The sequence below is a fragment of the Craterilacuibacter sp. RT1T genome, from assembly GCF_023502145.1.
In the GTDB taxonomy this organism is placed as follows: domain Bacteria; phylum Pseudomonadota; class Gammaproteobacteria; order Burkholderiales; family Chromobacteriaceae; genus Craterilacuibacter.
In genome coordinates, this window is record NZ_JAMFLI010000003.1 from 53955 (window position 1) to 76018 (window position 22064).

The 22064-nt window shown below is 59.7% G+C and carries 16 protein-coding genes and 1 tRNA gene; 9 read left to right on the plus strand and 8 right to left on the minus strand.

The window, feature by feature from the left end; genetic code table 11:
- The first annotated feature begins 10 nt into the window (after positions 1 to 10).
- From lon to M3P88_RS06625, 4 genes are all read left to right on the plus strand, one after another.
- Complete coding sequence (gene lon / locus M3P88_RS06610; RefSeq protein ID WP_249615254.1) at positions 11 to 2425, plus strand: endopeptidase La; 2415 nt, start codon at positions 11 to 13, stop codon at positions 2423 to 2425.
- A 172-nt stretch (positions 2426 to 2597) separates the two neighbouring features.
- Complete coding sequence (locus M3P88_RS06615) at positions 2598 to 2867, plus strand: HU family DNA-binding protein (protein ID WP_124734539.1); 270 nt, start codon at positions 2598 to 2600, stop codon at positions 2865 to 2867.
- Between the two features lie 64 nt (positions 2868 to 2931).
- Positions 2932 to 3008: transfer RNA gene (locus M3P88_RS06620), tRNA-Asp, on the plus strand.
- 66 nt (positions 3009 to 3074) lie between these two features.
- Positions 3075 to 4901 (plus strand): SurA N-terminal domain-containing protein, encoded by a 1827-nt coding sequence (locus tag M3P88_RS06625; RefSeq protein ID WP_249615255.1) that lies wholly within the window; start codon positions 3075 to 3077, stop codon positions 4899 to 4901.
- A 65-nt stretch (positions 4902 to 4966) separates the two neighbouring features.
- Here the strand turns inward: M3P88_RS06625 and hutH are convergent, their stop codons facing one another.
- The 5 genes from hutH to hutC form a co-directional block, all read right to left on the minus strand.
- The gene (gene hutH / locus M3P88_RS06630) at positions 4967 to 6502 is read right to left on the minus strand and encodes a histidine ammonia-lyase (protein ID WP_249615256.1); all 1536 of its coding nucleotides are present in this window, start codon (positions 6500 to 6502) and stop codon (positions 4967 to 4969) included.
- A 54-nt stretch (positions 6503 to 6556) separates the two neighbouring features.
- A complete protein-coding gene (gene hutU, locus M3P88_RS06635) occupies positions 6557 to 8242 on the minus strand; it encodes a urocanate hydratase (RefSeq protein WP_249615257.1) in 1686 nt (561 codons plus the stop codon).
- Positions 8239 to 9195, minus strand: coding sequence for a formimidoylglutamase (gene hutG, locus M3P88_RS06640; protein WP_249615258.1), 957 nt, complete (start codon positions 9193 to 9195; stop codon positions 8239 to 8241). The genes hutU and hutG overlap by 4 nt, the downstream gene beginning before the upstream one ends.
- A gap of 2 nt (positions 9196 to 9197) precedes the next feature.
- Positions 9198 to 10436, minus strand: a complete 1239-nt coding sequence (gene hutI / locus M3P88_RS06645; protein WP_249615259.1) for an imidazolonepropionase — start codon at positions 10434 to 10436, stop codon at positions 9198 to 9200.
- 248 nt (positions 10437 to 10684) lie between these two features.
- A complete protein-coding gene (gene hutC / locus M3P88_RS06650; RefSeq protein ID WP_249615260.1) occupies positions 10685 to 11404 on the minus strand; it encodes a histidine utilization transcriptional repressor HutC in 720 nt (239 codons plus the stop codon).
- A 186-nt stretch (positions 11405 to 11590) separates the two neighbouring features.
- On the opposite strand from hutC, the gene M3P88_RS06655 reads away from it, so the two are divergent.
- Entirely contained in the window at positions 11591 to 12982 is a 1392-nt protein-coding gene (locus M3P88_RS06655) for a methyl-accepting chemotaxis protein (RefSeq protein WP_249615261.1), read from the plus strand.
- Between the two features lie 200 nt (positions 12983 to 13182).
- Here the strand turns inward: M3P88_RS06655 and alaS are convergent, their stop codons facing one another.
- The 3 genes from alaS to recA all read right to left on the minus strand — a co-directional run bounded on the left by alaS (position 13183) and on the right by recA (position 17517).
- Positions 13183 to 15813, minus strand: a complete 2631-nt coding sequence (alaS, locus tag M3P88_RS06660) for an alanine--tRNA ligase (RefSeq protein ID WP_249615262.1) — start codon at positions 15811 to 15813, stop codon at positions 13183 to 13185.
- Between the two features lie 165 nt (positions 15814 to 15978).
- Positions 15979 to 16443, minus strand: a complete 465-nt coding sequence (gene recX / locus M3P88_RS06665; RefSeq protein WP_249615263.1) for a recombination regulator RecX — start codon at positions 16441 to 16443, stop codon at positions 15979 to 15981.
- Positions 16444 to 16452: 9 nt separating this feature from the next.
- A complete protein-coding gene (gene recA, locus M3P88_RS06670) occupies positions 16453 to 17517 on the minus strand; it encodes a recombinase RecA (RefSeq protein ID WP_249615264.1) in 1065 nt (354 codons plus the stop codon).
- 177 nt (positions 17518 to 17694) lie between these two features.
- Here recA and hrcA point away from each other — a divergent pair, with 177 nt between their 5' ends.
- From hrcA to M3P88_RS06690, 4 genes are all read left to right on the plus strand, one after another.
- Complete coding sequence (hrcA, locus tag M3P88_RS06675; protein ID WP_160796545.1) at positions 17695 to 18717, plus strand: heat-inducible transcriptional repressor HrcA; 1023 nt, start codon at positions 17695 to 17697, stop codon at positions 18715 to 18717.
- A 42-nt stretch (positions 18718 to 18759) separates the two neighbouring features.
- Positions 18760 to 19773: a lytic murein transglycosylase B gene (mltB, locus tag M3P88_RS06680; protein WP_249615265.1), complete on the plus strand. Its 1014-nt coding sequence runs from the start codon at positions 18760 to 18762 to the stop codon at positions 19771 to 19773.
- 61 nt (positions 19774 to 19834) lie between these two features.
- Positions 19835 to 21706 carry a DNA polymerase III subunit gamma/tau gene (gene dnaX / locus M3P88_RS06685; RefSeq protein ID WP_249615266.1) on the plus strand — a complete coding sequence of 624 codons (1872 nt, stop codon included), beginning with the start codon at positions 19835 to 19837 and terminating at the stop codon, positions 21704 to 21706.
- A 5-nt stretch (positions 21707 to 21711) separates the two neighbouring features.
- A complete protein-coding gene (locus M3P88_RS06690; protein WP_124734528.1) occupies positions 21712 to 22050 on the plus strand; it encodes a YbaB/EbfC family nucleoid-associated protein in 339 nt (112 codons plus the stop codon).
- Positions 22051 to 22064: the final 14 nt, after the last annotated feature.

Consider the following 22064-nt stretch of genomic DNA (forward strand, 5'->3'; position numbering starts at 1 on the left):
GTCAGGAAATATGTCCCAGAGCGTCGAACTTCACGAAGAAACCGCATTGCCGCTGCTGCCGCTGCGCGATGTGGTGGTCTTCCCCCATATGGTTATTCCGCTGTTCGTCGGTCGTGCCAAGTCTATCCGTGCACTGGAAGTGGCGATGGACGAAGGCAAGCAGATCCTGCTGGTTGCACAGCGCTCCGCCTCCAAGGATGAGCCTGCGCCCGAAGATCTGTATGAAATCGGTACCGTGGCCTCCGTGCTGCAAATGCTCAAGCTGCCGGATGGTACGGTCAAGGTGCTGGTAGAAGGGCGCCAGCGCGCCTATGTGAAGGATGTCCGGGAAGAGGAAGATTGCTTTGTTGCGACTGTCTCGCCTGTGGCACCCGAGCCTGCGGACTCGACCGAAGTCGAAGCCATGCGCCGCGCCTTGCTGAACCAGTTCGAACAGTACGTCAAACTCAACAAGAAAATCCCGCCCGAAGTGATGACCTCGCTGGCCGGTATCGAGCAGGCCGGGCGCTTGGCCGATACCGTGGTGGCGCATCTGCCGCTGAAGATCGAGCAGAAGCAGGAAGTGCTGGAAATCCTCGAGGTGCAGGCGCGTCTGGAGCATCTGCTGTCACAGCTGGAAGGCGAAATCGACATTCTGCAGGTCGAGAAACGCATCCGTGGCCGCGTCAAGCGCCAGATGGAAAAGAGCCAGCGCGAGTATTACCTGAACGAGCAGGTCAAGGCCATCCAGAAAGAACTGGGCGAGCTGGAAGAAGGCGGCGAGACCGAAGAGCTGGAAAAACGCATCAAGGCCTCGGGCATGAGCAAGGAGGCGCGCGAAAAGGTGACGGCCGAACTCAAGAAGCTGTCGCTGATGTCGCCGATGTCGGCCGAAGCCACGGTGGTGCGTACCTATATCGATACGCTGCTCGATCTGCCGTGGAAAAAGAAAACCAAGATCAGCAAGGATATCGAGCATGCCGACGATGTTCTGAACGAGGATCACTTTGGCCTGGAAAAGGTCAAGGAGCGCATTCTCGAGTATCTCTCGGTGCAACAGCGTGTCGACCGCCTCAAAGCGCCTATCCTGTGCCTGGTTGGGCCGCCGGGCGTGGGTAAAACCTCGCTGGGGCAATCGATTGCCCGTGCAACCGGACGCAAGTTCGTGCGCATGGCTTTGGGTGGCGTGCGTGACGAGGCCGAAATCCGCGGTCATCGCCGTACCTATATCGGTTCCATGCCGGGCAAGGTGCTGCAAAACATGACCAAGGTCGGCGTGAAAAACCCGCTGTTCCTGCTGGACGAGGTCGACAAGCTGGGTGCTGACTTCCGTGGCGACCCGTCTTCGGCGCTGTTGGAAGTGCTGGACCCGGAGCAGAACCATGCTTTTGCCGATCACTATGCCGAGGTTGAGTACGATCTGTCGGATGTGATGTTTGTCGCGACCGCCAATTCGCTGAATATCCCGCCAGCGCTTTTGGACCGCATGGAGATTATCCGTCTGTCCGGTTACACCGAAGACGAGAAGATCAATATCGCGCTCAAGTATCTGGTGCCCAAGCAGATGAAGAACAACGGGGTGAGCGTGGACGAGGCGCTGATCGACGAAACAGCCATCCGCGACATCGTGCGTTACTACACGCGTGAAGCCGGCGTGCGTAGCCTGGACCGTGAAATCGCTAAAATTTGCCGCAAGGTGGTGATGGCGCAGTTGCAGAAAAAAGACAAAGCCGGCAAGGTGACGGTCGATGCAGATAACCTCGACAAGTATCTGGGTGTGCGCCGTTTCGACTATGGTCTGGCCGAAGAAGAGAACCGCCTGGGGCAGGTCACGGGTCTTGCCTGGACCGAAGTGGGCGGAGAATTGCTGACGATCGAGGCGGTAGCACTGCCTGGTAAAGGCAATATCATCCGTACCGGCCAACTGGGCGAAGTGATGCAGGAGTCGATTACGGCAGCCTTGAGCGTGGTCAGAAGTCGTGCCGCATCGCTGGGCATCAAGCCGGATTTCTATGAAAAACGCGACATGCACATACATGTTCCTGAGGGTGCAACCCCCAAGGACGGGCCATCTGCGGGTATTGCCATGACCACAGCCATTGTGTCGGTACTGACCGGAATTCCGGTGCGCGCCGATGTGGCTATGACGGGTGAAATTACCCTGCGCGGCGAAGTGTTGCCTATTGGCGGTCTCAAAGAGAAACTTTTGGCGGCGCATCGTGGCGGCATCAAGCAGGTACTGATCCCGCACGGCAATGTGAAGGATCTCGTTGAAATTCCAGCGAATATCAAGGGCAAGCTGGAGATCCATCCGGTCAAATGGATAGACCAGGTCTTGGCTTTGGCGCTGGAAAGAATGCCTGAGGCGTTGTCAGAGGATGCAACGTCTGCCAATATGTCGCCATCAGCGGACGCCGTACAGAATCAGTCCGTCGTGACGCACTGATTCAAGGCGTCGGAAAGAGTTTAACAGCGCATGAAATACCTCGTGTCGGGCAGGTTTTTTACCGGGGGCTATCCACGGGAGGCCGCTTGACACAAGGATTTCAGCCTTGCTATAAATCAGGCGGTTTTGCCGCATACTACGTATTCCGAAGAATGATGAAAGGGGACTTAACGTGAACAAGTCTGAACTGATCGATGCCATCGCAGCCCATGCCGACATTTCCAAGGCAGCTGCTGCCAAAGCGCTGGACGGTGTAATTGTTGCTGTAACCGATACCCTGAAAAACGGCGATGATGTCACGCTGGTCGGTTTTGGTACTTTCTACGTAGGCGAACGTGCCGAGCGTAGCGGCCGCAATCCTAAGACTGGTGAAACCATCACCATTCCTGCTGCCCGTACTCCGAAGTTCCGTGCCGGTAAGGCACTGAAGGATGCACTGTAAACAGTTGCATGCCTGCCTCTGACGGGCAGGCTGGACAGAAAGCTTGCTCTTCTGTCATGTTAACGGAGTGGTAGTTCAGTTGGTCAGAATACCGGCCTGTCACGCCGGGGGTCGCGGGTTCGAGCCCCGTCCACTCCGCCAGACACGCAAGGTGAACGGGCAACCGTTCACCTTTTTCTATTTGTGGTCGTTGACTCCAGTAAAGCCATGTTTGATTTCGTTCATAACAACAAATTTGCCATCAAGATCATTCTTGGTGCAGTAGCCCTGACCTTTGTCGGTTTCGGGGTAGGCAGCTATTCGTCAGTGGTGGATGATCCTTATCTGGCCAAAGTCGGCGGCCAGAAGATCGTTAAAGCCGATCTTGACCGCGCGCTTGAGGGGCAGCCTGCCAATGCCGCGACCCGTCAGGCCGCGCTGGAAAACCTGATCCGGCAGAATCTGGTGTTGGCGGATGCGGACGCCTCCAGCCTGACCGTGGGTAGCACCGAGCTGCGCCGGGTGATTGCCTCGATACCGGCCTTCCAGCAAGACGGAAAATTCAGCCCCGAGCGCTACAAGGAGTTTCTGGCTAGCCGTTACATGACGCCGGACGCATTCGAAGCGCGCGTGCTGCAGGACATTACCCTGCAAAGCCAGTTGTTGCCTTATACCGGCAGCCATTTCGTATCGCGTGCCGTTGCGGCGCGCATGGCGGCACTATTGGGTGAAACGCGCGATGTGCAGGCAATGGTATTGCGCCCGCAGGCATTCGAAGCCGATATCAAGCTGGATGAGGCGGCGCTTAAGGCTTACTACGACGCCAATAAAGCGCGCTTCCGTACGCCGGATGCGGTGAAGCTTGATTATGTCGTGCTGTCGCAGGCGCAACTGGCAGCCAAGGTTTCCGTCAGCGATGCCGAGGCCCGCAAGTATTACGAAACGCATGCGGCCGAGTTTGCCAGTGAAGAGCGCCGTGTTTCGCATATTCTGCTGACGGTCGATCAAGCAGCCAAGCCGGAAGTCAAAGCCAAGGTCAAGGCCGAGGCTGAGGCGCTACTCAAGGAAGTGCGTGCGAATCCGGCTCGCTTTGCCGAGCTGGCCAAGACCCGCTCGCAGGATCCGGGTTCGGCCGCCAATGGCGGGGATCTGGGCTTCTTTGCCCGTGGTGCCATGGTCAAGCCATTTGAAGATGTTGCTTTCAGTCTGAAAAAAGACCAGATCAGCGAGGTCGTTACGACCGATTTCGGCTATCACATCCTCAAGCTGGACGAGATCAAGACTACCGATTTTGATGCCGTCAAAGCGCAAATCATCGAGCAGATGAAGCGTCAGAAGGCGACTAGCGAATATCGTGCGGCCGCTGAAAAATTAGCCGATCTGGCTTATCAGCATGGCGACTCGCTCAAGGCGATTACCGATGCGCTGGGGCTGCCGGTGGAAAAAACCGGCCTCTTGGAGCGTGGCAAGCCGGGGGACGGCATGGCCGCTAACCCCAAGCTGCTGGAAGCGGTGTTCTCGGATGACGTGCTGAAAAAGAAGCACAATAGCGAACCGGTCGAGGTGGGTAACAATACGCTGGTCGTGGCACGTGTGGCCGAGTATCAGCCTGCGCATCAGCAGACGCTGGCCGAAGTGACACCGCTGATCCGTAGCGAACTGCTGCAAAAAGAAGGGGCCAAGCAGGCTGAGGAGAAAGGGAAGGCTTTGCTGGCCGAACTTAAAGCCGGCAAGGCGGCTTCGGTCACGGGCTGGGGTGAGATGGTGCCGGTTTCGCGCCGCGCGCCACAGGGTTTACCGCTGGCTGATTTGCGTGCCTTGTTTGCCGCACCGGCCAAGGTGCTGCCGGCCTACGTGGGTATCAAGCATGATAACGGTGACTATGTGATCTACCGTATCGATAAGCTGGTACCGGCTAAAAATGATAACCCGGCGGAACTGGCCCAGCTGTCGGCCGTGATCGGCGAGATGTCATCCAATGCGCTGGTCAGTGCCTATCTGGAGAGCTTGCGCCAGAAGTATCCGGTGACGCTGAGTCAGCAACCCGCCGAGTAAATCTTGAGCGGGAATGCAAAAACGGGCGCCAGAAATGGCGTCCGTTTTTGCATGGTGAACCGGCCTTAGAGCGAGGGGAGCAAGCCGGGCAGGGCGTAACGGTTGTAACTGGCGCGCGCGATCAGCGCGACCGCGCGTTCGATATCCGCTGCGAAATAACGGTCCTGATCGTAAAACGCGACCTCGGTGCGCAGTAGCGCCTTGGCGTCTTCCAGTGGGGGCGAACTGGTGGCCGGTGCGCGGAAGTCCAGCCCCTGGCAGGCGGCCAGCAGTTCGACCGCCAGAATGCCGGTAGTGTTGTCGGCCATGTCGCGCAGGCGGCGTGCGGCAAAGGTGGCCATGGAGACATGATCTTCCTGATTGGCCGAGGTTGGCAGGCTGTCGACCGAAGCGGGATGGGCCAGTGACTTGTTTTCCGATGCCAGTGCTGCACCTGTGACCTGAGCAATCATAAAGCCGGAATTGACGCCGCCGTTATTGACTAGGAAGGGAGGCAGCTTGGACAGGTTGCTGTCTATCAGCAGCGCCATGCGCCGCTCTGACAGGGCGCCGATTTCGGCAATGGCCAGCGCCAGATTGTCGGCGGCAAAGGCAACCGGTTCGGCATGGAAATTGCCGCCGGACAGGATGTCGTTATCGTCGGCAAAAACCAGCGGGTTGTCGGACACGGCATTGGCTTCGATCTGCAAGACGCCGGCCGCATGGCGAATCTGATCCAGGCAGGCACCCATGACCTGCGGCTGGCAGCGCAGGCTGTACGGGTCCTGCACCTTGTTGCAGTTGGCATGGCCTTGGGCGATGGCGCTACTCTCGCCCAGCAAGCTGCGATATAGACGGGCGGCGTCCATCTGCCCCTGATGACCGCGCACCGCATGGATGCGTGCATCAAACGGGCGGCGGCTGCCTTGCGCCGCTTCTACCGACAGGCTGCCGGCTACGCTGGCGGCGATATACAGATCTTCGGCGGCGAACAGGCCTTCCAGCGCAAGCGCGGTCGAAGCCTGTGTGCCGTTAAGCAAGGCCAGCCCCTCTTTGGGGGCCAGCGTGATCGGGCTCAGCCCGGCCAGATGCATGGCCTGCGCGCCGCTGATGCGCTCGCCGGCAAGCAAGGCTTCACCTTCCCCTATCAATACGGCACTCATATGTGCCAGCGGCGCCAAATCGCCCGAGGCACCGACCGAACCCTTTTGCGGAATCAGCGGGTAGATTTGCTGGTTGAACAGTGTGATCAGCGCTTCGATGACCTCCAGGCGCAGGCCGGAGTAGCCGCGTGCCAGCGAGTTGATCTTGAGCGCCATGACCAAGCGCACGGTGCTGAGGGGCATAGGCTGGCCGATGCCGGCGGCGTGGGACAGCACAATAGAGCGCTGCAGCAGTTCCAGTTCTTCGGCGGCGATCTTGGTATTGGCCAGCAAGCCAAAGCCGGTGTTGATGCCGTACACGGTACGTCCTTCGGCCAGTACCTGTTGTACGGTTGCGGCAGAGGCGTGGATGGCGGCGTGGGCTGCAGTATCCAGCGATAGTTGTAGTGCCGGCTCACGCGCGATCTGGCGCAGCTGAGCCAGGCTTAGCTGGCCGGGGATGATGTTCAGGCAAGTCATGGTGTCTTCTTAATCGTGTCTGTTGGCGCTGCCGGTGCCGGCTGCGTATTTTATCTAGGATTGGTGCGGCTCTTGCAGCATCGGCAGATCCAGCCCTTGCGCCTTGGCACAGTCGCGGGCGATGGCGTAGCCGGCGTCGGCATGGCGCATCACGCCGGTGGCCGGGTCGTTGTGCAAGACCCGCGCGACGCGGCGGGCAGCCTCATTGCTGCCGTCACAGACGATGACCACACCGGCGTGCTGGGAGAAGCCCATGCCGACGCCGCCGCCATGGTGCAGCGATACCCAGGTCGCGCCGCCGGCGGTGTTAAGCAGCGCGTTCAGTAGCGGCCAGTCGGAGACCGCATCCGAGCCATCCAGCATGGCTTCGGTTTCGCGGTTGGGGCTGGCGACCGATCCCGAGTCCAGATGGTCGCGCCCGATCACGATCGGTGCTTTGAGTTCGCCGTTTTTCACCATCTCGTTAAAGGCCAGGCCAAGGCGGGCACGGTCTTTTAATCCGACCCAGCAGATGCGCGCCGGCAGGCCCTGAAAGGCGATGCGCTCTTTTGCCATGTCCAGCCAGTTGTGCAGATGTGGGTTGTCCGGGATCAGCTCTTTCACCTTGGCATCGGTCTTGTAAATATCTTCCGCATCGCCGGACAGCGCGACCCAGCGGAACGGACCGATGCCTTCGCAAAACAGCGGGCGCACATAGGCCGGTACAAAGCCGGGGAAATCAAAGGCATTGCTGACGCCTTCTTCCAGCGCCATCTGGCGGATATTGTTGCCGTAATCCAAGGTGGCCGCGCCGCGCGACTGCAGTGCCAGCATGGCGCGTACCTGTACCGCCATCGACTGGCGCGCCGCAGCAAATACTTCGCCGGGGGCGCTTTTTTGCGCCTCGCGCCATGTGCTGATGCTCCAGCCCTGCGGCAGATAGCCATGGATAGGGTCATGGGCCGAGGTCTGGTCGGTGACCACATCCGGTGTAATGCCGCGCGCCACCAGTTCGCTAAACACATCGGCGGCGTTGCCCAGCAGGCCTACCGAGACTGGCGTGCCGGCCTGCCTGGCCTCTTCCAGCATGGCCAGCGCCTGATCCAGCGTAGCGGCTTTGCGGTCTACATAGCGGGTTTTCAGGCGGAAATCGATGCGGGTCTCGTCACACTCGACTGCCAGCATGGAAAAACCGGCCATGGTGGCCGCCAGCGGCTGGGCGCCGCCCATGCCGCCCAAGCCGCCAGTCAGTACCCAGCGCCCTTTGGCCTCGCCCGCGAAATGCTGGCGGGCAACGGCGACAAAGGTTTCGTAAGTGCCCTGTACGATGCCTTGCGAGCCGATATAGATCCAGCTGCCGGCCGTCATCTGGCCGTACATCATCAGGCCTTTTTTATCCAGCTCGTTAAAGTGCGCCCAGTTGGCCCAGTGCGGTACCAGATTGGAGTTGGCGATCAGCACCCGTGGTGCATCGGCGTGGGTTTTGAATACGCCGACCGGCTTGCCGGACTGCACCAGCAGCGTTTCGTCGTCTTCCAGCCGGGTCAGCACTTCAAGAATCTTGTCGTAACTCTCCCAGTCGCGGGCTGCGCGGCCGATGCCGCCGTAGACCACCAGACTTTGCGGATGCTCGGCGACTTCGGCGTCGAGGTTGTTCTGCAACATGCGAAATGCCGCTTCGGTCAGCCAGCTCTTGCAGCTGAGGGTGGTGCCGCGCGGGGCACGGATGTGGCGGCTCGGGTCAAAACGCGCATCGTTCATGCTTGCTCCTTGGTATCGTGTCCGCGCGCTAAGTGGCGGGTAATGGTCCAGGCCAGCCGGGCGGCGGTTTTGGCGCCATGGCTGTCCTGATCGTATTTGGGGTTGAATTCAACAAGATCGGCACCGGCAAGCTTGCCGCTTTGGGCAATTTGCACGATCAGGGTTTCAATGACCGCACTGTCCACGCCAAAGCCGGCCGGAGCGGATACGGCCGGCATTTGTGCCGCCGGCAGGACATCCAGATCCAGCGTCAGGTAAAGAAGATCGACATTGCCGATAAATTCGGCCAGTTGCTGGCGGATTTCGGGCAGTTGCCATGCGGTCATAGCCGTATCCAGCCGCCACTTGGCCCCCAGTGTCAGTGCAGTATCGAATAGCGCGCAGGTGTTGGCCGGTTCGGCGACACCCAAGCACAGATAGTGGAAGTCCAGGCCTTTTTGCGCGCAGTCGGCGGCGATTTGTGCAAACGGCGTGCCGCTGCTGGCGGCATCTGCATGGCGCAAATCGAAGTGGGCATCAAAATTGATGATGCCGATACGCTTATGCGGGTAGGCACGAACGAGCCCAAGCCAGTGGCCATAGGCGGTTTCATGGCCGCCACCCAGTACCAGCGGCAAGTGTCCGTCTTGAGCGATGGCGCAGACGCGTTCTGCCAACGCTTGCTGAGCCGCTTCAAGCGCTTCGCCTTCGCAGCGAATGTCTCCTGCATCGTAAAGCGGCAGGGTCGGATGCCAGGCCAGATTGGCTAGCATCTGGCGCAAGACGGCAGGGCCGGCGGCGGCGCCGGGGCGCCCCTGATTGCGGCGTACCCCCTCGTCACAGGCAAAGCCCAGCAAGGCGATGCCGGCGGCGCCGTTACTGCTTAGCGGATGAACCGCCTGATGCCAGCGCCGTGCGCGCTCGCCTTCCGCTGCGTCTATGCGTCCGCGCCAGACGCGCATATCGATTTGCATGGTCATCCTTTGCTGTATTGCGCTTTGCCGCGAAATACGCGGCAAGCCAGAGGGTTGGTGCCCAGGCTGTAGGCGAGCTCGGCCGGGTGTTCGATATCCCACAAGATGAAATCGGCGACGCAGCCTGCAGCCAGACGGCCGTGGCTGGCGCTGCGTCCCAGTGCCTGTGCCGCGTGGCGGGTGACGCCAAGCAATGCTTCTTCCGGACTCAGTCCGAATAGTACGCAGGCTTGGTTCATGGCCAGCCGGATAGAGGCAAACGGGCTGGTGCCCGGATTCAGGTCGCTGGCCACCGCCATGGCGACGCCGGCTTTACGCAGTTTGGCGACCGGCGGCGCCTGAGTTTCGCCAAGGAAGTAATAGGCGCCGGGCAGCAGTACGGCGACGGTGCCGGCAAGTGCCAGTGCTGCGACACCGGCATCATCCAGATATTCGACATGGTCGGCCGACAGACCTCCAAACTCTGCCACCAGCGCGCTGCCGCCCAGGTTGGAGAGTTGTTCGACATGACCTTTGACACGCAGACCATAATGCTGCGCGGCCAGAAAGAGTTCGCGCGCTTGCGCCAGGCTGAAGCCGACGCTTTCGCAAAATATGTCGACCGCCTCGGCCAGGTTTTCCTGCGCCACGACCGGCAGGATAAACTGGCACACATGGCGGATATAGCCGTCGGCATCGCCGGTAAACTCCGGCGGCAGGGCATGAGCCGCTAGCAAGGTGGTGGCGACTTCGACCGGCAGGCTGGCGCCCAGCTTGCCGGCGGCGCGTAACTGCTTGATTTCATCGCCCAGCGTCAGGCCGTAGCCGGACTTGATCTCGACCGTGGTGACGCCTTCGGCCATCAGCGCCTTCAGTCGCGCCAGGCTGGCGAGCGCCAGTTCGTCTTCATCCAGTTGGCGCGTGGCGCGTACGGTGGAGAGTATGCCGCCTCCTTCTGCCGCAATTTGCTGATAGGGCACGCCTTGCAGGCGCTTTTCCCATTCGGCGGCACGGTTGCCGGCGTAAACCAGATGGGTGTGGCAGTCGATCAGGCCGGGCGTGATCCAGCGTCCCCGTGCATTGATGATTTCCCCGCGTTGGGCAAAGGCGCTTTGCGCGGCTTTTTGTGGCAGCAAATCATGAATCAGCCCGTCACGCAGCCAGAGTGCGTACCCCTCCAGTGCGCCATAAGGCGCGCGCTGCCGGGCATCGCAAGTGGCGAGACGGGCATTGATCCATAGCGTATCGCGGGAGGGCGGCATGATGCTTTTCCGGCTGTTTAATTGTATATACAATTGCGCAAATGGCGAAGGCAGTCAAGTTTTCCGGTTTGATCGTCGTGAGGGCGACGGATTGCTAAGCGGTTTGCAAAGAGGAGAGGTCGGAACGGGGAGGCTACCGCCTGCTGTTGATGGCTTTCAGCCAAGCGGCCGGTTTTTTAGGTACTAAAGCGCGCCCGGGCCGACTTGCGGCGGCACGCATACCTGAGCGTTGTTTTTTTGTCTGTGCATTACTTCGGGACGCGTGCTTGCGAGCGCAGCTTGTATTTGTTGCCCGGGTGCAGCAGGCGGGCGAAGCTGACTAAATGTTTGCCCGACCAGGTACGGCGCAGTACGCGCAGGCAGGGACTATGTGGCGGCAGTTTCAGTAGCGCCTGCTCGGCCTCGTCGGGCAGCACCGCCTCGACCGTATGTTCAATATCGGACAAGGGGCAGGTGTGCAGCAGATAGGCGCCAGGGGTCTGCAAGGTAAAGTCCTGCGCCAGATAATCGGGTACCCAGCGCGGATTGAGATAGCGGTCTTCTATCTGCAAGGGGGCTTCGCCTTCGAAATGGACGATCAGCGAGTGAAAGACGGGTGCGCCGCTTGGCAGACCCAACCGTAATGCCACCTCATCGCTGGCGGCTTCTGTTCGTACGAAATGGACTTCGGCGTGATAGCTGTAGCCGCGCGCGCTGATTTCATCGGCAATATTGCTGATGCCCAGTAGCGGAGACTCGGCCTGACGCTTGGCGACATAAGTGCCATCGCCGGCGTGGCGCACCAGAATGCCTGCTTCGGCCAAATCGCGCACGGCTTTGTTGACGGTCATGCGCGATACGCCGAACTGGCGCGCCAGTTCGACTTCGGCGGGGACTTTGGCGCCGGGCGTGAAACGGCGTTCGCGGATGCCGTCGAGAATAAAATCGCGGATGTGCAAATATTGCGGCTTGCTGGTGTTTGGGCTCATGCCCTGATTGTAACGTGCCCGCCGCTGTTCTGCCGTAGCTGAGATATGTGTGGAATTGGCAGTTTTTTGTTTTTAATTAAACGATTTAACAATAAATTATCATAATATAATCTGATAGTATTTAGTGTGTATGCCAGCCTTGCCTTGTAGCCTGACTCTGACAACGATTGCCTATTGGAGTATTCAATGTTTGTTTCTATCCGAAGCCTGAAGCAATTCCTGCGGCCATTAAGCACAGCCACGCAGCGTGGGGTCGATCTGACCTTGGCTTTACCGGAAGAGCGCTCTGCGCTTTCGGATATGGCCGGCCTGATTAACCGTCTGTTTCGCCATCTGCATCAGGCGATAGGTAAAATTGCTGGCCATGCCATCAATTTGTCGCAATTGGCGACGCCCTTGTCGGACATGGCCGGCAAGCTTGAAGTTCGTGCCCAAGCGCAGCAGCAGTACGCCGAGCAAATAGGCCGCGCCAGTCAGGAGCTGTCGGTCACGGTGCAATCGATTGCCAATAGCGCGGCCGAGGCATCGGCTTTTTCTGGTGAAGTGGCGCAGGCGGTGAGTAATGCCAACGCCAGTGATCAGCAAAATCGCCGGCAAATAGAAGCCATAGGCAGTAGCACCGAGACACTGACCCAGCAAATGGGTTTGCTGAAAACCAGCTCGGACTCGATCGGTGAAGTCGTCGAGCTGATCAAGAATATTGCCGACCGTACCCGTTTACTATCGCTGAATGCCGCGATTGAAGCGGCGCGTGCCGGTGAAGAGGGGCGCGGCTTTGCTGTGGTTGCGGATGAGGTGCGCAAACTGGCTGACCAGACGACACAGGCTACCCAGAGCGTGGAAGCACTCTTGGCCAATATCCAGCAGCAGGTGGCGACTTCGGGCGAGACTATGCAGCAGATGGCTTGTCTGGTGCAGCAGGGTATTGTGGTGTCGGGGGAGGCCGGCGAATCGATCAAGGCGGCTTCGCGCGATATTACGGTTCTGATCGAGCATGTGCATGTGATCGCCGACGCCAGTGGCGCGCAAAATGCCAAAGTAGCAGCCATCGCCAGCCAGATAGACGGTGTAGTGGAAGGGGCAAGGCAGCAACTGGATGATGCCCATGCCTTGGCGCATAGCGCTGCCAAGGTACGTGAAGACAGCGATGCCTTGCTGGGGGAAGTCGGCAAATTCCGTCTGGAAGGCCACCAGCAAAGCCGTGACCGGATCGCACAAGCGCTGCAAAGCTGGCAGCTGGAGCATCTGGATGGCGAGGATTTGGATCGTAAGCTGGTGGCTTTGTGCCGGCAGGAGCCCGCGCTGGAAATGGCGTGCGTGACCGATGCCAGAGGGCGTCAGGTTTCCGCCGATGTGGCGCCCGGCCATTTCGATGTGTCCGGCCGCAATAACGACTGGCATAACCGGCGCTGGTTTCAGGACGCAGTCAAGGCGCAGGCCTTGGTGGTGTCCGATCTGTATCGTTCCGTTGATACCGACCAGTATTGCTTTACCCTGTCCGCTCCTTTGTTTAATGCGGCCGGGCAGCTCTTAGGCGTCTTTGAGGGCGATGTGCGCTTTAACCATATTGTTGCTTAAACACTAAAAGGCGAGTGCCGGGAGCTGGCTTGTAAGTATGCCCTGCATCAGCTCACGCATGAGTTGCGCGAAACGGTGGCTTCGTTCCGTCTCTAACGCTGGTTGGGAAAGCGTGCGCGTAAGCGGCAAGTTTAACGTCTGTGCAGCAGGCACAAAAAAGCGGCGGGCTGAATGCCCGCCGCTTTTATCTTGCCTTGCGCTTATAGCTTGCCGGCAACAAAGCTTTCGACGCTGGCTACGGCTTGTGCCAGGTTTTCGACCTGGGTGCCGCCGGCCTGAGCGAAGTCCGGACGACCGCCGCCTTTGCCGCCAACTTGCTGGGCGACAAAGTTAACCAGTTCGCCCGCCTTGAGCTTGCCGGTCAGATCCGCCGTTACGGCAGCGACCAGCGACACCTTGCCCTCGCCGGCGGTGGCCAGCAGGATGATGCCCGAGCCCAGCTTGTCCTTGAGCTTTTCGGCGGTTTCCTTCAGGCCGGCATTGTCGACGCCTTCCAGTTCGGTCGCGATCAGCTTGATGCCTGCAACTGTCTTGGCGTTGTCGGCCAACTCGGCGCTGGCCGCCGCCGCCAGCTTGACCTTGAGGCGGGACATTTCCTTTTCCAGCGCCTTAAGATCCGACTGCAGGGCACCGATCTTGGTCACGACTTCGCCCGTGCCTTGTGCCTTGAGCGCGGCAGCGGCCTGCTTCAGCAGGGCATCCTGTTCCTGCGCCCAAACCACGGCGCCCTCGCCGGTGACCGCTTCGATGCGGCGCACGCCGGCGGCGATGCCGCCTTCGGACACGATCTTGAAGAAGCCGATATCACCGGTGCGGTTTACATGGGTGCCGCCGCACAGTTCCATCGAGTGCTCGCCCATCTTCAGTACGCGCACTTCGTCGCCGTACTTCTCGCCGAACAGGCCGGTGGCACCAGCCTTCATGGCATCATCGTAAGGCATGACTGTTGCCGATACTTCGGCATTATGCGCCACCATGCGGTTGACGATGCGCTCGATCTCGGCGATCTGCTCACTGCTGAGCGCTTCGCCATGCGAGAAGTCGAAGCGGGTGCGCTCGGCCGTGACCAGCGAGCCTTTTTGTGCCACATGGTTGCCTAGTACATGGTGCAAGGCGCTGTGCAGCAAGTGGGTGGCCGAGTGGTTGCGTGCCGTTGCGAGGCGGGTATGCAGGTCGATGGTGGCGGTTACGCTGTCACCCAGCTTGAGTTCGCCGCGCGCCAGTATCCCCTTGTGGCCGAAGACGGCCGACTGGATTTTCTGGGTATCGGTGACATCGAACAGGGCATTGATGCCGCCGGTTACCGCGATCGTGCCGCTGTCGCCAATCTGGCCACCGCCTTCGGCGTAGAACGGGGTATTGTCCAGAACGACAATGCCTTCCTCGCCGGCGACGAGGCGTTCGACCGGCTGGTTGTCCTTGTAAAGGGCCAGTACGCGGGCATCGGTGCTGTCGTGGCGATAGCCTTCAAAGCAGGTGTCGGCACCGCTGTAGTCGACATTGCCGGTCATCTTGAAGCTGGAGGCGGCGCGGGCGCGTTCGCGCTGGGCGTTCATTTCCACTTCGAAACCGGCCAGATCGACTTCGATATTGCGTTCGCGGCCGATGTCGGCGGTCAGGTCAACCGGGAAACCGTAGGTGTCGTACAGCTTGAATACGGTGGCGCCATCCAGAGCCTTGCCGTCTTTCAGTGCAGACTCCAGCAGGCCCATGCCCTTGTCCAGCGTCTCGGCAAACTTGATTTCTTCTTGCTTGAGCGCGTCTTCCACTTCGGCCTGCTTCATGCGCAGTTCCGGATAGGCATCGCCCATCTCGGTGGCCAGATCGGCTACCAGCTTGTGGAAGAACAGGCCTTTTTGGCCCAGCTTGTAACCGTGGCGGATGGCGCGGCGGATAATGCGGCGCAAGACATAGCCGCGGCCATCGTTGGACGGGATCACGCCATCGGCGATCAGGAAAGAGCAGGCGCGGATATGGTCGGCGATGACCTTGAGCGAGGGCTCATCCATGCTGAAAGCGACGCCGGTTTCACGGGCAGCAGCCTTAAGCAGCGCCTGGAACAGGTCGATTTCATAGTTGGCGTGCACGCCCTGCATCACGGCCGAGATGCGTTCCAGGCCCATGCCGGTGTCGACCGATGGCTTGGGCAGCGGATGCAGCGTACCCGACTCGTCACGGTTGAACTGCATGAACACGTTATTCCAGATCTCGATAAAACGGTCGCCGTCTTCTTCCGGGCTTCCCGGTGGGCCACCCCAGATATGGTCGCCGTGGTCGTAGAAAATCTCGGTGCACGGGCCACACGGGCCGGTGTCGCCCATGGTCCAGAAGTTGTCGGAGGCATAGGCGGCGCCCTTGTTGTCGCCAATGCGTACGATCTTGTCGGCCGGGATGCCGATTTCCTTGTTCCAGATTTCGAATGCTTCGTCATCCGTCGCGTAGACGGTGACCATCAGCTTTTCCTTGGGCAGCGCCAGCCAGTCTTTGCCGGTCAGAAACTCCCACGCGTAGTGGATGGCATCGCGCTTGAAGTAGTCGCCGAAGCTGAAGTTGCCCAGCATTTCGAAAAAGGTATGGTGACGGGCGGTGTAGCCGACGTTTTCCAGGTCGTTATGCTTGCCGCCGGCGCGTACGCATTTCTGGCTGGTGGTGGCGCGGCTGTATGGGCGCTTGTCAAAACCGAGGAATACGTCCTTGAACTGGTTCATGCCGGCATTGGTAAACAGCAGGGTCGGGTCTTCCCACGGTACCAGCGAGCTGGAGGACACGATCTGGTGGCCTTTGGAGGCGAAGAAGTCGAGGTACTTCTGGCGGATTTCCGAAGTTTTCATTTTTGGATAGTGTCGCAATGCAAAATTGAGAGCCCCAGTATGCCGGGGTGCAGAGTAAGCTGGGCTTGATTTTGGCAAGGCTGATGCGGCGGTGCAAGCCTTGCGCGGTGCTGGAGCGCGATTTTTGCGGCAAACCGCGAAAAATAGGCGCTGAAAGTGCGCCCGTCAGTCATCCGCGCCATCGTCACCGGCAAAATCATCCAGCGCAGAGCCGGATAAAACCTTGCTGATCACATCCATGGGGAAGCCGCGCGCGGCCAGAAAGCGCATCTGCTTGGCTTTTTCCTGCTGGGTTTGCGGCAGGCTGCCGAATTTGCGCTGCCACACATCGCAGGCCACGGCCAGGTCATCATGGCTTTCGATGGCGCCGGCGATGGTGTCCTTGTCCACGCCTTTTTCCCGCAAGGCCTGGGTCAGGCGCCGGCTACCCCAGCGCCGGCCCTTGATTTCGGCAAACTGGCCGGCAAAGCGCTCGTCCGACTGCCAGTGGCGCTCGGCCAGTTCAGTCAGTACCGCTTCTATTTCTTCCGGGTTTTCGGCATGGGGTTTGAGGCGTTGCTGTAATTCGCGCCGCGAATACTCGCGGCGCGACAAAAGCTCGACAGCTCGCGCTTTCAGGCTTTTTTCCATGCGGCTACTTTAGAATGCGTCGTTGGCAAGTTCGTCGCCATCGGCCGCATCTTCGGTAATCTCGACCTTGATGCCGACCGTGTCGCGGATCTTGGCTTCGATTTCCTGTGCCACAGCGGCATTGTCCTTCAGCCACAGGCGCACATTGTCCTTGCCCTGGCCGATCTTGGCGCCGTTATAGCTGTACCAGGCACCGGACTTCTCGATAAAGCCGTGTTCCACGCCCATTTCAACGATCTCGCCTTCGCGGCTGATGCCTTCCCCGTACAGGATGTCGAAGTTGGCCTGGCGGAAGGGCGGCGCCACCTTGTTCTTGACCACTTTGACGCGGGTTTCGTTACCCAGCACTTCGTCGCCTTTTTTGATGGCGCCGATGCGGCGGATATCGAGACGGACCGAGGCGTAGAACTTGAGTGCGTTGCCGCCGGTAGTGGTTTCCGGGTTGCCGAACATCACACCGATCTTCATGCGGATCTGGTTGATGAAAATCACCAGCGTATTGGTGCGCTTGATATTGCCGGTCAGTTTCCTGAGTGCCTGGCTCATCAGACGGGCTTGCAGGCCGACGTGGCTGTCGCCCATTTCGCCTTCGATTTCGGCCTTGGGTACCAATGCCGCCACCGAGTCGATCACGATCACATCCAGACCGCCGGAGCGTACCAGCATGTCGCAGATTTCCAGTGCCTGTTCGCCGGTGTCAGGCTGCGAGATCAGCAGATCTTCAACCTGAACGCCCAATTTTTGCGCATAGATAGGATCGAGTGCGTTTTCCGCATCGATATAGGCGCAGCTGCCGCCCAGTTTTTGTGCTTCGGCGACGACCTGCAGACACAGCGTCGTCTTGCCCGAGGATTCCGGACCGTAGATTTCAACCACGCGGCCGCGCGGCAGACCGCCCACGCCCAGCGCCAGATCGAGACCGAGGGAGCCGGTCGAAATGACTTGCAGGTTTTCGTTGATCTGGTTGTCGCTCATACGCATGATGGAGCCCTTGCCAAACTGCTTTTCAATCTGGGCAAGTGCTGCGGTCAGGGCTTTGCTTTTTTCTTCGGCGCGCTTGTTGTCGTTGGCCATGCTCTCTCCAAAACGGCGGTGGGTCATCAAGTGGACGATTATCGCATATTTGGCCGTGACGCTTCAGGGCATTGGACCGGATGATATTTAATCTTATTCGCGCGCTTGTACCGCGCTTGATTTTACCGGCCTTGCGCCCATTTATAGGCATAACTAATGCTGTGCCCGAGAGCCTCTATGCTGAATGAACGTGCCCAACGCCTGCTCAAGACCTTGGTTGAGCGCTATATCGCCGACGGCACACCCGTGCCCTCGCGCACTTTGGGGCAGTTGTCCGGTTTGGAGCTCTCCAGCGCGTCGATACGCCATGTATTGTCGGATATGGAGGCGATGGGGCTGATTTCTTCGCCGCATACCTCGGCGGGCAGAGTGCCGACCGCGCGCGGCTATCGTGTTTTTGTCGACAGGCTCTTGACGCTGGGGCCGCTGGAGTCGGCGCTGGTGCGCGAGCTGGAGGACAATCTGCATCCGGACAGCCCGCAGCAACTGGCGCAGGCCGCCTCCAGGCTGTTATCCGATCTGACGCAATTTACCGGCGTGGTTGTGACGCCCAAACGCGCGGATGTGGCGTTTCGCCAGATGGAGTTTTTGCGCCTGTCCGAGCGGCGGGTGTTGCTGATACTGGTGACCATGGATGGCGATGTGCAAAACCATATCATTGCCAGCGAGCGCGATTACAGCCCGTCCGAGCTGACCGAAGCCGCCAATTTCATCAATATGCATTATGCCGGACAGGCGCTATCTAGCGTGACGGTGCGCGTCGAACATGAGTTGCGTGAACTTCAGGGCGATATCAGTAGTCTGATGGCCCTTGCAATCAATCTTGGACGGCAGGCCATGGTCGAGCAGACCGGCGCGGTGGTGATTGCCGGTGGCAATAATTTGTTGAATGTGCGGGACTTGTCCGAAGACCTGACCCGCTTGCGTGAATTGTTTTCGGTGTTCGAGCGCAAGACCGAACTGCTTAAGCTGCTGAACCAGAGTCAGACGGCCCAGGGTGTGAGCCTGTATATCGGCGAGGAGTCGGGGGTGACCACACTGGGCGAATGCACGGTGGTCAGCGCGCCTTACAAGATCAACGATCAGGTGGTCGGCGCGCTTGGCGTGATCGGCCCGACCCGGATGAATTACGAACATATCATTCCGATTGTCGATATCACCTCGCGTCTGGTGTCCAGCGCACTCTCTTATAAACATTAAGCCAGGCAGCGCTTTTGCCTGGTGTGAATGCGGATACTTCCGATGAAAAAATGGCTTTTCTTTCCGCTGGCGGCATGCTCGCTGTTGGCGCATGCCGACGCGGCCTTGCTGGCGCGCCCCGATGTCCAGCGCTATATCGACGAGCAGGTGGCCACGGGTGAGTTTGCCCGCCCCGATCTGGAGGCGCTGTTTGCCAACGTAGAACTCAAGCCTTCCATTATTACCGCGCTGGATAAGCCTTCCACTTCGCGCCCGTGGTATCAGTTTTATCCCAATTTCCTGACCGGCAAAATGGTTGATGGCGGCGTGGCATTCTGGACGCAGCATGCCGCGCTGCTGAACAAGGTCGAGGCGCGTTATGGCGTGCCGCCGGAGATGGTGGTGGCCATTTTGGGCATAGAAACCCGCTATGGCGGCAATACCGGCAGCTTTCGCGTGGCCGATGCGCTGACCACCATCGGTTTTGATTACCCGCGCCGCGCCGCCTATTTCCGCGGCGAGCTGACCGAGTTTCTCAAGCTGGCCAAGGAAGAGGGCAAGAATCCGCTGCTCTTGAAGGGGAGCTACGCCGGTGCCATGGGTTGGCCGCAGTTCATGCCTTCGAGCTACCGCAAATGGGCGGTCGATTTCGATGGCGACGGCAAGCGCGATATCTGGAGCAGCCCGGCCGATGTCACGGGCAGCATAGGCAACTACTTCAAGCTGCATGGCTGGCAAAAGGGCGACGATGTGGTGATTCCGGCTGATGTGGTGCCGGGGCCGCAGATCGACAAGCTGGTGTCGGACAAATTCAATCTGCACTACACCGTGGGCGAGTTGAAGAAAATGGGCGTGATTCCGCGCGCCGAAGTCGCCGACAATGTGCCGGCGGTGCTCTTCCCGCTGGAAGTCGCGCCGGGCGAGGTGCAGTACTGGCTGGGTCTGGGCAACTTTTACACCATTACCCGCTATAACCGCAGCACGCTGTATGCCAAGGTGGCGCAGGAGCTGGCCGAGCAGATACGCGAGGCCTATCTGGCACAACAGGCGGCCGCAGCGCCCGGGGCAAAGTCTTGAGGCGGGTGCCGTGGGCGCTTAGCGTGTTTTCGCCTGCGCTCTTCTGCTAGAATCGCTCCCCATGAGCTATCAAGTCCTCGCCCGCAAGTGGCGTCCCAAGCGGTTTGCCGATCTGGTCGGCCAGGAGCACGTGGTGCGTGCATTGTCCAATGCACTTGGCAGCGAACGCCTGCACCATGCTTATCTGCTGACCGGTACGCGCGGTGTGGGCAAGACCACCATCGCCCGGATTCTGGCCAAGAGCCTTAATTGCGAGACCGGCATTACCGCCGAGCCTTGCGGCGTGTGTGCGGCTTGCCGCCAGATTGACGCCGGACGTTATGTCGATCTGCTGGAGATCGACGCCGCGTCCAATACCGGCATCGACAATATCCGCGAAGTGCTGGAAAACGCGCAATACGCGCCGACGCTGGGGCGCTTCAAGGTTTACATCATCGATGAAGTACACATGCTGTCCAAGAGCGCGTTCAACGCCATGCTCAAGACGCTGGAAGAGCCGCCGGCGCATGTGAAATTCATTCTCGCCACCACCGACCCGCAAAAAGTGCCGGTCACGGTGCTGTCGCGCTGCTTGCAGTTCAGCCTGCGCAATATGACCCCGCAGCAGATCGCGGGCTATCTTGCCCATGTGCTGGAAGTGGAGGACGTGCCCTACGAGACGCCGGCCTTGTCCTTGCTGGGGCGCGGTGCCTCCGGCTCCATGCGCGATGCCCTGTCCTTGCTGGATCAGGCCATTGCCTATGGCGAGGGCGATGTGAAAGAAGAGGGCGTACGCGCCATGCTGGGTGCGGTCGATTGCAGTTATCTGTTCGGCCTGTTGCGCGCACTGGCCGATGCCGATGGTCCGCTATTGATGCGTGAGGCCGAGCAACTGGCCGAGCGCGGCATTGGCTTTGATAGCGCGCTGACTGAAATGGCGGTGTTGCTGCAGCAAATTTCCATGGCGCAAATCGTGCCGCAGGCCATTTCGCCGGATGAACCCGAGTACGACGCCATCTTCGCGCTGGCCGGGCTGATGACGCCGGAAGATGTGCAGCTTTACTACCAGATTGCCGTGCATGGCCGTCGTGATCTGGCTTTGGCGCCGGACGAACATGCCGGCTTTAATATGGCCTTGATCCGCATGCTGGCGTTTCACCCGCTGAATCAGCGCGAGCCAGTTCCCACTGCTGCCCGTACCCAGGCACCGCTGGCGGCACACACGGCCGTTGCCGGGCGTGAAGCCATGGATCAGGCGCGTGCCAAATTGGCGCAGCAGGTCGGCGGCGCACGCGCGCCGGCGAGCCCGCGCTCAGCCGCAGCCGTAGCGCCTGCTGGCAGCCAGCCTGCGCCCGAGCCCGAAATAGAGCCCGAGCCTGCGCCTGCTTTGCCGCTGCCGGCCAAAGCGCTGCCAAGCATCGCGCTCAAGGGCGAAGATAGTGGCGACGATGGCGACGAAAATGGCCGCGAAGGTGATGTCCTGCCGCCGGATCTGCCCGATTACGCCATGCAGGACGATGACGAAATCTATATCACGGCTGACGAGTTGCCGCAAAAACCGGCGGCTTTTGATGGCAACTGGCTGGCGCTGGTGGCCGAGATTGGGCCGCGCATGGGAACCGTGCGCATGCTGGCGCAAAACGCCGTGCTGAAAAGCTGGCAGGGCGGGGCGCTGGTGTTGGCCGTACCGGAAAGCTTCCGCCATCTGGCCAGTCGCGACTATCAGGATAAACTCAGGGCGGTACTGGCCGAGCACTTCGGCCATGCTCTGGAGCTGAGCGTAACGGTCGAAGAGACCGGTGCAGAAACCCCCGCCATGCGCGATGCGCGTAACCGCCATGAATTGCGGCAGGAAGCGCGTGTCGTGCTGGAAAATGATCCCGTGGTGCAGCAACTGGTGCGCGAATTCGACGCGACCTTGCTCACCGATACTATCCAACCCGCTCAGGAGTAAGTTTTATGTTCGGTAAAGCCGGAATCGCGGGCCTGATGAAACAGGCTCAGCAAATGCAGGAAAACATGAAAAAGGCACAGGAAGAACTGGGCTCGGTCGAAGTCGAAGGCCAGTCCGGTGCGGGTCTGGTCAAGGTCACCATGACTTGCCATCACGACGTTAAGCGCGTGAGTATTGATGATTCCTTGCTGGACGATGTCAAGGAAGACAAAGAAATGCTGGAGGATCTGATTGCCGCCGCCGTCAATGACGCGGTACGCAAGGCCGAGTCCACCACGCAGGAAAAGATGGCCGGCTTCTCGCAGGGTCTGAACCTGCCGGCTGGCATGAAGCTGCCATTCTGATCTGAATCAGGGCG